Origin of the sequence: Lichenifustis flavocetrariae, from assembly GCF_026130545.1 — a bacterium.
GTDB lineage: Bacteria > Pseudomonadota > Alphaproteobacteria > Rhizobiales > Beijerinckiaceae > Lichenihabitans > Lichenihabitans flavocetrariae.
In genome coordinates, this window is sequence record NZ_JAMOIM010000011.1 from 17518 (window position 1) to 31009 (window position 13492).

12 protein-coding genes are annotated in these 13492 nt (G+C 64.1%); 11 read left to right on the forward strand and 1 reads right to left on the reverse strand.

All coding sequences use genetic code 11. The features are described 5' to 3' along the window. The first annotated feature begins 79 nt into the window (after positions 1-79). The 9 genes from torT (at position 80) to M8523_RS16875 (ending at position 9531) form a co-directional block, all read left to right on the forward strand. Positions 80-1054, forward strand: coding sequence for a TMAO reductase system periplasmic protein TorT (torT, locus tag M8523_RS16835; protein ID WP_282586052.1), 975 nt, complete (start codon positions 80-82; stop codon positions 1052-1054). Between the two features lie 69 nt (positions 1055-1123). Next, positions 1124-2662 carry a sugar ABC transporter ATP-binding protein gene (locus M8523_RS16840; protein ID WP_282586053.1) on the forward strand — a complete coding sequence of 513 codons (1539 nt, stop codon included), beginning with the start codon at positions 1124-1126 and terminating at the stop codon, positions 2660-2662. Further along, entirely contained in the window at positions 2659-3675 is a 1017-nt protein-coding gene (locus tag M8523_RS16845; RefSeq protein WP_282586054.1) for an ABC transporter permease, read from the forward strand. The genes M8523_RS16840 and M8523_RS16845 overlap by 4 nt, the downstream gene beginning before the upstream one ends. Continuing rightward, positions 3668-4684, forward strand: coding sequence for an ABC transporter permease (locus M8523_RS16850; RefSeq protein WP_282586055.1), 1017 nt, complete (start codon positions 3668-3670; stop codon positions 4682-4684). Before M8523_RS16845 ends, M8523_RS16850 begins: the two co-directional genes overlap by 8 nt. Continuing rightward, positions 4681-5574 carry an FAD binding domain-containing protein gene (locus tag M8523_RS16855; protein ID WP_282586056.1) on the forward strand — a complete coding sequence of 298 codons (894 nt, stop codon included), beginning with the start codon at positions 4681-4683 and terminating at the stop codon, positions 5572-5574. Before M8523_RS16850 ends, M8523_RS16855 begins: the two co-directional genes overlap by 4 nt. Beyond that, positions 5559-6041 carry a (2Fe-2S)-binding protein gene (locus tag M8523_RS16860; protein ID WP_282586057.1) on the forward strand — a complete coding sequence of 161 codons (483 nt, stop codon included), beginning with the start codon at positions 5559-5561 and terminating at the stop codon, positions 6039-6041. The genes M8523_RS16855 and M8523_RS16860 overlap by 16 nt, the downstream gene beginning before the upstream one ends. Next, on the forward strand, positions 6034-8418 hold the full coding sequence (locus tag M8523_RS16865) for a xanthine dehydrogenase family protein molybdopterin-binding subunit (RefSeq protein WP_282586058.1): 2385 nt from the start codon (positions 6034-6036) through the stop codon (positions 8416-8418). The genes M8523_RS16860 and M8523_RS16865 overlap by 8 nt, the downstream gene beginning before the upstream one ends. After that, positions 8411-8650, forward strand: coding sequence for a hypothetical protein (locus M8523_RS16870; protein ID WP_282586059.1), 240 nt, complete (start codon positions 8411-8413; stop codon positions 8648-8650). The genes M8523_RS16865 and M8523_RS16870 overlap by 8 nt, the downstream gene beginning before the upstream one ends. 26 nt (positions 8651-8676) lie before the next feature. Continuing rightward, positions 8677-9531, forward strand: coding sequence for a phosphotransferase (locus M8523_RS16875; RefSeq protein ID WP_282586060.1), 855 nt, complete (start codon positions 8677-8679; stop codon positions 9529-9531). Between the two features lie 343 nt (positions 9532-9874). Here the strand turns inward: M8523_RS16875 and M8523_RS16880 are convergent, their stop codons facing one another. Then, positions 9875-10117: a hypothetical protein gene (locus tag M8523_RS16880; RefSeq protein ID WP_282586061.1), complete on the reverse strand. Its 243-nt coding sequence runs from the start codon at positions 10115-10117 to the stop codon at positions 9875-9877. Between the two features lie 848 nt (positions 10118-10965). On the opposite strand from M8523_RS16880, the gene M8523_RS16885 reads away from it, so the two are divergent. Both M8523_RS16885 and M8523_RS16890 read left to right on the forward strand, forming a co-directional pair. Beyond that, positions 10966-12156: a tyrosine-type recombinase/integrase gene (locus M8523_RS16885; RefSeq protein WP_282586062.1), complete on the forward strand. Its 1191-nt coding sequence runs from the start codon at positions 10966-10968 to the stop codon at positions 12154-12156. 23 nt (positions 12157-12179) lie between these two features. Next, positions 12180-12923: a hypothetical protein gene (locus tag M8523_RS16890; protein ID WP_282586063.1), complete on the forward strand. Its 744-nt coding sequence runs from the start codon at positions 12180-12182 to the stop codon at positions 12921-12923. Positions 12924-13492 lie beyond the last annotated feature (569 nt).

Below are 13492 nucleotides of genomic sequence, written 5' to 3' on the forward strand. Positions count from 1 at the left end.
CCGCTTTGGGCTGTGCTCCCTGGCTGTTCTGGCGATAGCGACGACACCGGCCTGGGCCGCGGACGCTCCCTTTTTTCCCATGAAGATCTACGACTCGTCATCGGGCACGCCGAAGGCAGCCGAATATCAGCCACTCGACAAGGCCCAGAAACCCTACAACCTTTGCGTGCTCTTCCCGCACATGAAGGACAGTTTCTGGGTCGCGGTCGCCTACGGCATCGTCAAGCAGGCCGAGACCGAGAACGTCAACATGAACCTCTACGAGGCGGGGGGATACGAGAACCTGCCAAAACAGCTTTCGCAATTCGACGACTGCATGGCGGGCGGCGTCGATGCCATCATTGTTGGCGCCATCTCGGGTGCCGGCTTGACCAAGAAGTTCGAGGAAGCCAAAGCCAAGGGGATCCCGGTTGTCGGCGTCACCAACCCGCTGCCGCCGAACGCTCTGCCGGCCGCCAATTATGTCGATTTCACCGCGATGGGCGGTGTGACGGGCGAAGGACTCCTGGCGCAGTTGAAGCCTGGCGAGAAGGCAAACATCGTAACTTTCCCAGGCCCGGCTGGTTCGGGTTGGGCGGAGTCGTTCAACGATGGCTTCAAGAAGGCTGTCAGCAAGAACCCGGACGTGAAGATCCTGGGTGAGAAATTCGGTGACTCCGGTGTTGCGGTACAGCTGCAGCTCATTCAGGACGCGCTGCAGGCCTACCCTTCGATGAACGTCATCTGGGGCTCGGCACCGACCGCCGAGGCCGCCATCGGTGCCGTTGCCGAGGCTGGCCGCAGCGACATCAAGATCATGTCGTCCTACGAGAACCAGGCGATGCTCGATGCCTTGAACCGCGGCGATATCCTGGCCTTCGCCACGCAATATCCGGTCGGCGAGGGCGCGATGGCGATCGACCAGGCCGTGCGCCTGATCGAGAAGAAGCCGGTCATCAGCCTCGTGCAGCCCATCGCGGCAGTCGTGGACAAGACGACCGTGCCCAAGCTGCAGATGGATCTCGTCCTGGCGCCGTCCAACTGGACGCCGGTCTACAACGTCAAAGCCAAGTGAGATGACGCGGCACGCCGCCCTCGATCGGACGGCGGCGTTCCGGTGCCACCCAGCAGCCAGGCTCTGCCCATGAACAGTCTCGGCACCGCAGGCCGGCAGGATGCCCCCCTGCTCGAGCTGAAGGGAATTTCCAAGCGTTTCACCGGCGTACGGGCGCTCGATGGCGTCGATCTCGACGTCCGGGCCGGCGAGCTTCACGTGCTGTTCGGCGAGAATGGCGCAGGGAAGTCCACCCTCATCAATGTCATTTCGGGCAGCTTTCCGCCTGATGAAGGCACGTTCCGCTTCGGCGGGGAAGAGATCCACGATCTGACGCCGCATCGGGCGCGGGCGATCGGCATCTCGCCTGTGTTCCAGGAGTTTTCCCTCGTGCCGAGCCTGAGCGTCGAAGACAACCTGTTCCTCGGACGCGAGATCGCAGCCGGCGGCGTGCTCAATGCACGGCGGATGCGCAAGCGGGCGCGCACGCTGATCGACGAACTCGGCTTCGATCTCGATCCGTCGCGCCGCGTCGACGACCTGTCGCGCGCCCACCAGCAGATGACCGAGATCGCCAAGGCGCTGCTTGGCCGCGTGCGGCTGCTGATCCTCGACGAACCCACCGCCTCACTGACCGAGCGGGAAACCGGACGCCTTTTCGAGCTCATTGTGAAGCTTAAGACCGAAGGCGTGGGCTTGATCTACGTCTCCCATCGGATGCGGGAAATCCGCGCTTTGGCCGACCGGGTGACCGTGCTGCGCGACGGCCGCCACATCCGTACGCTCGATGCCGCGTCGGCCTCGGACGGCGATCTGGTCGAGCTGATGACGGGCCGCAAGATCGACGTTCTGTTTCCGGCCATTCCGCATGCGCCGGGTGCCGTCACCCTCGACGTCGAGAATCTGACGACGGCTGACGGCGCCGTGCAGGGCGTCAATTTCCACGCCAGGGCTGGCGAGATCACAGGCATTGCGGGCCTTGTCGGCTGCGGCAAGTCCGAGCTGGTCCGCGCCATCTACGGGATCGACGCCATCGTGGACGGGATGGTACGACTGCATGGACATTCCGTCGAGCAGTCCGGCCCTCGGGAGAGCCTACGTCGTGGCGTAGCTTACTTCCCGGCCAACCGCGTGGCCGAAGGCCTCGCCCTGTCACGCCCAATCCGCGAGAACTCCTCGATGACGGCGCTGGATCTCGACCGTTTCGCCCGGTTAGGTTTCCTGAGACCGCGCGCAGAGCGCAGGGCGATCTCGGTCGTCATGGAGCGGCTGAAGCTCAGGCCGCCTGACATCGAACGCAACGCCGGGGCGCTTTCGGGCGGCAACCGTCAGAAGGTGATGCTGGGCCGCGCCCTTACGCGCGACCTGCAGGTCTTCCTGTTCGATGAGCCGAGCGTGGGCATCGACGTCGGCGCCAAGGTCGAGGTCTACGAATTCATGAAGCATCTGGTCGAGACCGGTGCAGCCGTGGTGGTGGTCTCCTCCGAACTGCCGGAAGTGCTGGCCCTGTCGAACCGCCTTTACGTCATGCATCAGGGTCGCATCGCGGCCGAACTCTCGGGCGACGACAAGACCGAGCAGAACGTGCTCGCGAGTTTTTTCCAGGATCACGGGCGGGAGGCTGCATGAGTTCCGCGGTCGCGGCGTATCCGCGCCTTGAGCGGCACCCTGGCTTCGGCCTTCTCGGACGCCTCGGTATTCTGCCGGCGCTGCTGCTCGCGGTCGTGATCGGAATGTCGGCGGCCGATCCGCACTTCTACGGGCCGATCAATATCCTCAATATTCTGCGCAACACGGCCTTTCTCACCATCGTGGCTTTTGGACAGTCGTTGGTGATCATCGGCGGTGGGTTCGATTTGTCCGTGGGGGCCATCGTGGCGCTGGCAAGCGTGGTCGCTGCGAAAGCCATGGCGGGACTCGGCGCATCCGTTCCCGGTCAGGACGCCACGATCATCGCGGGCGGCGTCGCAGCGGGTCTCGGCTGCGGCCTGGCCGCTGGCATCGTCAATGGGCTCTGTGTCGCGAAACTCCGGGTGACCGGCTTCGTCGTTACGCTCGGCACAATGTCCGCCGTGACTGGGCTGGGGCTGATGCTGACCAACGGCATTCCGGTCTACGGTATGCCCGACAGTTTCGTGAAGGGATTCGGGCGCGCCCAGCTTCTCGGCCTTCCAACCGCCGTCTATGCGGCTCTGCTGATCCTGGCGCTCATGATCTTCGTGCAACGGCGCACGCTGTTCGGTCGATACAACTACGCGATCGGCGGCAATGTCGAGGCCGCGGTGGTGTCCGGCGTCTCTATCGGGTGGCATGTGATCGCCGCCTATGCGGTCTCCGGGCTTCTCGCCGCCGCGACCGGACTGTTGCTGACGGCCCAGGTCGGTTCCGGGCAGGCGAGCTTTGGCGGCGACCGCATGATGCTGCAATCGATCGCCGCTGCGGTGATCGGCGGGGTCAGTCTTCGGGGTGGCGTCGGCAGGGTGGAGATCGTCGCCATCAGCGCGCTCTTCCTCTCCATCCTGAGCAACGCGGTCAACCTCCTGCACATCGACTCCCGCATCCAGCCCATCATCCTCGGTTTGATCATGGTGGTGGCCGTCGCACTCGATGAGGCGAGCCGGCGGAGGAAGGCCCGTGTCTGACGCCGAGACGTCCTCCGATATGGCGCTCGGTGCGACGCGAGAGCTCCGCTCCGCGGTTCGCCGGTCGCTTGTTCAAGCAGCATTGCCGATCGCTCTCCTGATGCTGCTGCTTGGCTTCGCGATCGTAGACGTCCGGGTGCTGTCGCCCGCGAACCTGATGAACATCGCGCAGCAGACCGGTTATCTGGCGCTGTTTGCCATGGCCCAGACCGTGGTGATCCTGACCCGTGGTTTCGACCTGTCGCTCGGCCCGACGGTGTCGGCCGTCAGCGTCGGGGCGGCTCTCGCCATGGCGTCCGGCACCTCGGCCCATCAGGGGCCGAGCGTCATCCTGCTGCTCGGGCTCGGGGCTGGGTTCGTGCTCGGCGCCGCCTGCGGTCTCTTTAACGGCAGCGTGGTGGCGCTGCTTGGCGTCAACCCCTTCGTGGCGACGCTGGGCAGCTATAATATCGCCATCGGCATCGCCACGACGATATCGGGCGGTCGTCCCGTGCAAGGCGTGCCGGATGTCTTCACCCAACTGTTCTACGGCGGCACGCTGTTCGGCGTGCCGGCCGTCGTCATCATAGCGCTGATTTTGGGCGTCATCCTCCACATCGTGCTGACCCGCAGCGTGTTCGGTCGCTCCCTTTACCTCATCGGTACCAACCCGCGTGCGGCAATGGTGGCGGGCCTTCCCGTGAAGCGGATTCTGGTCACCACCTATCTGCTGTGCTCCGGGATCGCGGCGCTCGGCGCCCTGATGCTGACAGCGCGAACCGGCTCTGGCGAACCGAACCTCGGCGGATCGTTATCGCTGCAGGCCACTGCCGCAGCCGTTATCGGCGGCACCAGCCTTGCGGGGGGCAAGGGTGGGGTCGGCACCGCCGTCCTCGGCGCCCTGTTCGTCACCATTCTCTCGAATGGCATGAACCTTGTGCGCATCGATGGCTACGTGCAAATGGTGGTGCTCGGCGCCATCGTGATCGCCGGGGTCGTACTCGACCGTGCCCGACTGGAGCAGCGATGAGCATCTTTTCGCCGCTCGTCCTGCACCAGCCGGCGTCGATTTCTGAGGCCGTGGCTCTGCTGGCTGCGGGGGGACGCGACTGCGCCCCTCTCGCGGGCGGCACATGGATTATGCGGGCACCGATCCGCCATGAAGCGCCGCCGCCCGTCTTCGTGTCATTGTCAAAGATCTCCGCATTGAGCGCCATCGCAATCTCCGAAGAACGCGTCGAACTCGGTGCTGCAGTCACTCATGCGGCGCTCGCGGAGGCCGTCGCGGGCTACCCGGACCTTCAGGTGCTCGCCGAGGCCGCCGGCCGCTCGGCCAATCCTGCGATCCGGGCGACCGCGACGATCGGTGGCAACCTGTGCACGACGAGCTTTCCGGCTGCCGATCTGTTGCCGGCTTTGCTGAGCCTCGACGCCGAGGTGGACCTCGCCCGATCGCAGGGCCGTGAGCGCCTCAGCCTCGAAGTTTTCCTGGAACGTCGAGCGGCCCTTGTGCCCGGCTGGCTGCTGACCAGGGTCGTCGTCCCGCGCGAGGCAGGGCGGAGCGCGCATGCGCGCCTGCCACTCCGTAAGGCCGGGGATTACCCTGTCGCCATCGTCAGCGTCGCGATCAGGCTTTGCGAGCGCGACCGCGTCACGAAAGCCTGTGTGGCAATCGGCGCTGTCGAAACCGTGGCGCGACGCTGGCGGAGCCTCGAAGCCGTGCTGCTAGGCGAGCCGGTCGATCCGGAACGTGCCGGCGCGGCAGCCGAGCGCCTTCTGTACGAGATTACGGGACGTGAGGGCATCGAGGCGCCTGGCTGGTACCGCGTCCACGTGTTGCCGTCCCTCGTCCGCCGTGCCATGGCCGGCATTGCAGAGTCACTCTCGTCAGGGAATTCGCGCCCATGCCGCTCGCCTTGACTGTCAACGGGGAGGTCCGCCTCTCCAACGCGGGACCGATGACCCCGCTCCTCGACATCCTGCGCGAGGAGTTCCAGTTGACGGGCGCGAAGCCCGTTTGCCGAGAGGGTTTCTGCGGCGCCTGCATGGTGCTGCGTGATGGGCGGCCCATCTTGTCCTGCCTGACCCCTGCTGGCCTGGTCGAAGGAAGCGACATCTGCACGATCGAAGGCCTGTCGCCCGGTGGCACCCTGACGCCGCTGCAGGACGCCCTCGAGTCCCACGACGCCGTCCAATGCGGGATGTGCTTTCCTGGCATGGTGATCACCTTAACCCACGCCCTGAGGCGGACACACGACCTCACCGACGCCGAGGTTCGGCAAGCTCTCGTGGGCAACATCTGCCGTTGCACAGGCTACGAACGCATCGTCGCCGCCGCACTGGCGATCGCCGCTGCTCATGGTCCGGAGGCGGCCCGCGATGGTTGATCCTGCCGACACCGTCATGAATTTCCGCCGCCGCGACGCGCGCGACAAGCTCACCGGGCGCACGCGCTTCACCATCGATCGCTTCCCGGCGGGTCTGCTGCACGGCGCGGTGTTGCGCGCCGGCGTAGCCTCGGGCATTTTGCGCAAACTCGATGTCAGCCGGGCCGCGACGATGCCGGGCGTGCGCGCCGTAGTGACGGCGGGCGATGCGCCGGGGCGGATCGGCATCGGCATCGCCGACCATCCGCTCTTCGTCGTGGATCGGGTCCGCTACCATGGGGAGCCGCTGGCAGCTATAGCGGCCGATACGTTCGATCAGGCGCAGGCCGCGCTTGCTGCCATTGTCTTCGACATCGCGCCGATGCCGGCCGTACTCGACATGGAAGCGGCTCTCGCCGCAGAGGCGCCGCTGGTGCACCCCGACTGGCGGAGCTACGAGGTTCTCTTCGCAGGCGGCGCGCGGGGCGGCAATGTCGCCTGGGAGGCGACCGCCGTGCGCGGCGACGTCGATGCGGCCTTCGCCCGGCCTGACGTGACGATCGTCGATAGCGCCTTTCGGGTCGGCCGCCAGAACCACGTCGCCTTCGAGCCGCGCGCCGCCATCGCCGCTTTCGAGGATGGCCGCCTCCATATCGAGACCTCGACCCAGGTGCCTTGGACGGTGCGCAACGGTACGGCACGGCTACTCGGCATCCGCGCTTCCGCGGTACGGGTCACGGTTCCGCCGGTTGGCGGCGGCTTCGGGCTCAAGTTCGACCTCGCCATCGAGCCTTTCGCGGCGCTGCTCGCGCGGAAGAGCGGCCGTCCGGTCCGCCTCGTGAATTCCCGCGAGGAGGAGATGCTGACCTGCCTGTTCCGTGAGAATGCCGAGATCCGTATACGCTCAGCGGTCACAAAGGCCGGCGAGATCCTCGGCCGGGAGGCGGTTGTGCTGATGGATTGCGGTGCCTATGGGGGCGAGCAGATCTTTCTTACCACCATGACGGCGCACACGCTGGGAGGCAATTATCGGGTGGGTGCGACGCGGCTGGTGTCGCGCGCTATCTACACCAACACGGCCCCGAACGGCGCCTTCCGGGCCTGCAACGGCGTCTACAACACCTTTGCGCTCGAGCGGCATACCGATGAGATCGCGGCGGCGATCGGCATGGACCCGCTCGCCTTCCGCCGCCGCAACGTTCTTGGCGACGGCGCGCTAGGCGCAACCGGCCAAATCTTCGAAGGTGACGTGCTCGGCCCCATGCTCGATCGGATGGCGGAGCTGCGGGCCGACGCGCCGGACCTTGTTCCGGGTGACGACGGCCGGCTCTACGGGCGAGCCACGACGGTCGGCACATGGTTCGTCTTCGTCGGGCCCTCGGCCGCGACGGTGAACATGAACGCCGACGGGAGCGCGACCCTGGTAACGTCCGGGGTCGAGATCGGCTCGGGATCGACCATGCAGGCCTTGCCGCAGATCGTGGCCGGCGTACTTGGGATCCGGCCCGACGACGTGGTGGTGCGGAGTGCCGACACCGACGCGGCCGGCTACGACGTCGGAGTGGGCGGCGGCCGGACTACGGTGTCGCTCGGCGCCGCGAGCTTGAAGGCGGCCACCGAGGTACGCGGCAAGTTGCTCGCCGTCGCGGCCGCGATGATGGATGTCGCGCCCGACGATCTCGTCATGCGCGACGGTCGCATCGAGCGTCCGGGCGCGAACCGTTACGGTTATTCGATTGCCGAAGTCGCGGCTCGGGCCCAGGCGCTGCAAGGGCCTGTGGCCGGAACCGGCGCCTTCACGGGTCAGGGCGTCAAGGCCATGGTAGGCTGCGCGGCGGGCCACTTCCTCGACGCGATCGATATCCCGGTTTTCGCCGTTCACGACTGCGACGTGGCGGTTGACCGCGAGACCGGCCACGTCGAGGTCCTGGGCTATCGTGTGGTCCAGGATGTCGGCCGCGCCCTCAACCCGAGCGCAGTCGGGGGGCAGATCCAGGGCGGCGTCGTGCAGGGACTTGGCTACGCGCTGCATGAAGATGTGACGATCGGCTCGGACGGCTGCGTCCGCCAGTCCGGTTTCGAAACCTACCGGCTGCCGCTCGCGGGCGACGTCGTGCCGGTCGCGATCAGCCTCTACGAGGGCGCGCCGTCATCGGGCCCACTCGGCACCAAGGGCGCCGGCGAAGTGCCGATCCTCAATGTCGGAGCGACTGTCGCCTGCGCGGTGGCCAATGCCACCGGCTTGCGGGTGCAGGAACTACCGTTGACGCCGCCACGCGTGCTCGAACGGCTGCTCGGGCGCAAGCCGGACCTGGCATTCCCGCACATCGCCGAGCGCTGGGCCGACAATCTCCTGCATCCGCATGGGCAGAGTACGGGGTCGGGAGACGGTGGGTGAGGGGCAAACCACGACGGCAGCGGCTCAGCCTGCGGTCCTGACCACCGACGTCCCACGCTTGGAGGACGCCGAAGCGACCCGCCTCGCGCAGGAGCTCTTCGGCATCTCGGGGCGGGTCGCCCGGCTGACGAGCGAGCGGGACGCCAACTTCCAAGTTGAGGCGCCGGACGGGCGCGCCTTCGTTCTGAAACTCAGCAACGCGGCCGAGGACCCGGCGATCACCAATTTTTAGACTGCGGCGCTGCGGCACATCGAGCGATGCTCGCCCGGTCTGCCCGTACCGTTCGTCTGCGCTTCCTTGGCGGGCGAGGACGAGACCACGGTCACGATTGCGGCTGGCTCGCGCCATGTTGTCCGCCTGCTCACCTATCTCCGAGGGGAACCCCTGCACCGCGTGGTCCCCTCCTTGCCGCAGGCCGCCAACCTCGGTCGCTGCCTCGCTGGGATCGGGCTCTCGCTTCGCGACTTCCGGCCGCCGATCATGATCTGCTCTGGGATCTCAAGGGCGCCGCTCGCCTACGGCCTCTGCTGCCACATGTGGCCTCGGACAGCCGTGCCCTCGTTGCACGGCGGCTCGACCACCTAGAGGATAACATACTGCCGCGCCTTGCCAAGCTGCGGCGGCAGGTGGTGCACAACGATCTCAATCCCCACAATGTACCCGTCGATCCGGCCTACACGGACCGCGTCACCGGCATCCTCGAATTCGGCGACATGGTGGACACGCATCGGGTCAACCACGTCGCCGTGGGCGCCGCCTACCAGGTCGGCTGCCCCGACATGATTGGACAGATCGCCGCCTTCGGGGCGCCTACCATGCCGCCTACCCCGCTCGATCGGCCACTCTCAGTAGACCATCTTGCCGGCCGCAAGCGCGGGCTCGAACAGGGCCCGGTGGTGGGGCACCTTCACGCAAACCATGATGAGATGGACGGCCGGATCGCGCCCCAGAGCGGCAACGTCGGCATAGGCTTCGGGGACTCAGAACTCGGCCGCTGCGGTCTCCGCAGACTCGAGGCGACGCTATCTGTCAGGTCAAGTACAAACTACTACATTTGGGCCGACACGGCCTTTCGCATCACGGCGATCGCCGGCCGCCGCTCCAGGATCTAGCGGATCGTCTCGGGACTGGGAGACTGGCGCACATGAACCGAAAACACCATCAGTCCGCCATCACGAGCCCGACCGTGATCCCTGCAATTGCGCCGCCTAAGAGCATGTAGCCGATCAGCAAGAAGGCGAAGAGGTTGGAGACCTCCTTTTGCTCCTTTCGCCGCAAAGCTTTTGCCCTAATCCCGGCGCAGTCGGCACGGTAGCCTTCGTACCAGCGTATCCAAGGGTCGGCGCCTGGGTCGATCATTGCGGCAGTGGGCCTCTCTGTCGAAGCAACTCTAAGCAGGCGCGGAGCTTTACGAGCGCCCCAATCGTGGTCAAGAGTTGACAGTGCCGCTCACGATTACCGGACCTCGGCTGCCCTCTTCCCACCCGGATAAAACTCAGCACATCCAGGGCTGACGAGCTTCTTCTTGTCCTTCATGCAGGCTCGGGCCTGATCGGCATCCAGCATCGCCTCGGGGCAAAGCCGGACCACGTCACCGAGGCACGCAAGCCGGGCCTGAGCGTACCGGTCTTCCTCTTGGGCGATCGCGCCACTGGCCAGCATCGCCAGCACTACCGCTCCCACGATCCGTCCGAGCATGGTGACCTCCTTGCATGTGAGAGGTGAACTTCCTGCAAGCCGCCCGGCGGCGTCCAGTGCTATGTTGACGCGGCCGTTAGTCATGACCCGGCCACTTTGCGAAAGTCCGGAGGCCTCAAGAATCTCGGCACGCGATAGGCGATCACTCAGCACCGCCGCACCTGCTCCAAATTCCGGGGCACGAGGGAGGGCGCCCCCCAAGAGTTGTTCAACATGACCAAGCGACTGAGCGACACAACGAGGTCCGCGAGGCACCGACGATCATCGGCCGCACGCACCCGAGAAATCGCCACCAATTTAGCGGCGAGAGCGGCAGCCAATGTCGCGGCCCAGTACGAGGACGGGGCCTGGCGCAGTTACACTCCATGACGTCGCGGAGTTCACTTAATCTGGCAGCTCATCTGGATGACGCAATCCGAGCATGCCGCCATGGAAAACGAGGCGGCGGGCAAAAGGTTTTCGAAAACAGAGGCTGTTGGCCCCGTCTAATCCGTGCTCCAACCATGCCAATAGGCTGTCGATCATCTCTACGTTGCGTCGGGCCCGAAGCCATCCGCAAGGCGATGTGGCAGCACGCACGATCACCATGGCTTTCCCAATCTTAATCTCAGGGAAGCGGTGCACTCACAAACGTAGGCTAAGAAACTTCATTCGTTGGTGAGCGCGCTGGGACTCGAACCCAGGACCCTCTGATTAAAAGTCACCGCCGCCAAAGGTGTGGTACACATCTTAGCTGATCATTAGCGCCGAATTTCCTTGCAAAAACACCAGAACCATCTGATTGATGGAAGCATAGATGATCATTGGGGAGCAGGAGGCTGCTTCCCATGTGCTTCCCAGAATGGCCGATGCGACTAACGAAAGCGAATATCGCAAAATACGTCCTTCCGGCCGGGAAGGCGGAGGCGCTTCTGTTTGACGACGACTTGCCCGGCTTTGGCCTGCGGGTCCGTGCCGGCGGTAAGCGAGTTTTTTGCGTGCAATTCCGCATCGGCTCGAAGCAGAGGCGTGTGACGCTCGGCACCACCGAAACCCTCGACGCAGATCAGGCCCGCAAGCGGGCCCGTGAGGCGCTGGCCAAGGTCAGCCTGGGTGCCGACCCGCAAACCGAGAAGCGAGCGGCCAAAGAGCATGCCTCCGTCACGCTCGCGGCGGTCGTGCCGCGCTACTTGGCCTACGCGGAACGGCGACAGAAGGCCGGCCATCACCAAGGCACAAGAACATACCTCCAACGTCATTGGGCGCCGCTCGCAGAAATTTCACTGGAGAAAGTCTCGCGAGCGACTGTCTCCGAACGGCTTGCAGTCATCGCAAATGAGAACGGCCCGTACGCCGCAAACCGCGCCAGGGCTGCCCTTTCGGCCTTCTTCACTTGGGCTATCGGCGAGGGCGTTGCGACGGCGAATCCCGTGGTCGGGACTCACAAGCCGGCGGACGAGAAGGCACGGGACCGGGTACTCAATGACGCAGAATTAGCGGACATTTGGCACCACGCCGGTGACGGAGACTTCGGCGCCATCGTGCGCCTTCTGGTCTTGACCGGTCAGCGTCGCGAAGAAGTTGGCGGCCTGCTGTGGTCGGAACTGACAAGTGATTTGTGGACGATCGGTGCTTCGCGCACCAAAAATGGCAAGCCGCACGCTCTGATGCTGCCGCCGCAGGCTCTAGCCATTCTCGACGGCCGGCCTCGCCAGGACGGGCGCGACTTGGCATTCGGGTCCGGTGTCGGCTCATTTCAAGGTTGGTCCAACGGGAAACAGAGCCTCGACGCTCGTATTGCCGTCGCCCGCAAAGCCCGACGAGCTGTGCCGGTTGAGATGCCTCCCTGGAGGCTGCATGACGTCCGGCGAACCGTGGCGACCGGCATGGCGCGCCTGGGCGTTGTGTTGCCGGTGATCGAGAAGCTTCTGAACCACACCAGCGGCAGCTTCGGCGGCATCGTCGGCGTCTACCAACACCACACCTTTCGTGACGAAAAGCGAGCCGCGCTAGAGCTTTGGGCAGAACACGTCCAGAGCATCGTGGCGCGCACACGATGATTGAAACTCAGGATTCGCGCCACTTGGCCCTTAAAGCCGCATTCGGCAAGTTGATCGTGAAGGCTGATCGCGAGGACCTTCGAGAACGCGCAATCACAGGATTTTTGTTGGACGAAGGATTCCATGAAACGCAAAGTAACTTCTGGACCCCGGACACCGTCACGGGAGCAAAATTGAGAATTGTCGCGGCGAGAGCGCGACGACTTCGAGCCGCGCTCGACGATTTGCCAGAAGGCGTCGAGCTTAGATTTACAGACACCCTAGAAAGAACGTTGGCAGAGCTGAGCCAATTTGTCAAATCGCAAAAACATCGCGACACTTATAAATCAGTTATCGGTCGCACTCAGCGATTACAGAAGGCCATGCATGACATTTCTTTTGTTGGAAAAGATGCGCTTATTCTTGGAAATTGGAACATCGATTACGGGCCAAAAAGTACGTCTATTATGGATTTACTAAATTGGTTGGCGACGAAAGCAGACGCTGCACATGAAGGCTTAAAAGCTGGCATGCTTCACGCCAAGCCTACCAGCAAAGCAATGCGCATCGCTGAGCGGGCCGCCTTCTGGTACACAAAGCTTACTGACAGGCTTGTAACGCTGTACAGCGCCACAAACGATAGTGAGCCAAAAACTGGTCCCTACATCACTCTTCTCAGCGACATCTTCGCGGCACTTGGCGTGCCCCAAAAGAAGGTGCAGTGGGCTGCTAAAATCGCGCGCGACGCCCAACGCCACGAGGACGCTCGGGCCAAAAAGCAAAAATAGAAACTTTCCTCCCCGTGGCGCTTTCGCTCTTTATTGCTCAGTTTGACTTCGCAATCACTCGTGAGGTCATTCGATGCAACCTAAGAGCAACACTAGTCATCATGAGCGAGTAACCATTCCAGCTTCTCTTGAAGAGGCACGAGTGCTCAACGTCGCGCAAGTTGCTGAATTTCTGGGTTTTTCAGTGAGCCAGGTTCGTCGACTGTACCGCACCGGCCGAATTTCCGCGCCAGTGCGCGTTGGCGCACGGAAGCTAGGCTGGCCAATGAGCGTCGTCCGCGCGATGGCGCGCACCAACTAAGGCAAAATCTGGCAATCACGTTTTAGTTGACGGGCAGGCTGAAACGAACACCTTTGGTGATCGTCGATGGTTCATTCAAATAAAGGGACGCGCCGCCGCCAAGCACGCGCCCCCTATTCATTCCAGGACAGCAGAAAAGATAGCTCGAAAGCCGCCGCCGGGCAAGCGCAGGTGGCGAGAAACGGGCTGGTTGGCGCTCTCGCAGCGATTGAGGCGATCGTCGCCGAACATCCGCCGCTGCGCGGTTTCGGCGTTCTCCTACGATGCG

Bases quoted from the DNA above. Each gene is read 5' to 3' on its own strand.
- M8523_RS16880 (WP_282586061.1), bottom strand. From the start codon at position 10,117: ATGCTCGGACGGATCGTGGGAGCGGTAGTGCTGGCGATGCTGGCCAGT.
- M8523_RS16875 (WP_282586060.1), top strand. From the start codon at position 8,677: ATGCTCGCCCGGTCTGCCCGTACCGTTCGTCTGCGCTTCCTTGGCGGG.
- torT (WP_282586052.1), top strand. From the start codon at position 80: ATGAAGATCTACGACTCGTCATCGGGCACGCCGAAGGCAGCCGAATAT.
- M8523_RS16865 (WP_282586058.1), top strand. From the start codon at position 6,034: ATGGTTGATCCTGCCGACACCGTCATGAATTTCCGCCGCCGCGACGCG.
- M8523_RS16840 (WP_282586053.1), top strand. From the start codon at position 1,124: ATGAACAGTCTCGGCACCGCAGGCCGGCAGGATGCCCCCCTGCTCGAG.
- M8523_RS16860 (WP_282586057.1), top strand. From the start codon at position 5,559: ATGCCGCTCGCCTTGACTGTCAACGGGGAGGTCCGCCTCTCCAACGCG.
- M8523_RS16885 (WP_282586062.1), top strand. From the start codon at position 10,966: ATGCGACTAACGAAAGCGAATATCGCAAAATACGTCCTTCCGGCCGGG.
- M8523_RS16855 (WP_282586056.1), top strand. From the start codon at position 4,681: ATGAGCATCTTTTCGCCGCTCGTCCTGCACCAGCCGGCGTCGATTTCT.
- M8523_RS16845 (WP_282586054.1), top strand. From the start codon at position 2,659: ATGAGTTCCGCGGTCGCGGCGTATCCGCGCCTTGAGCGGCACCCTGGC.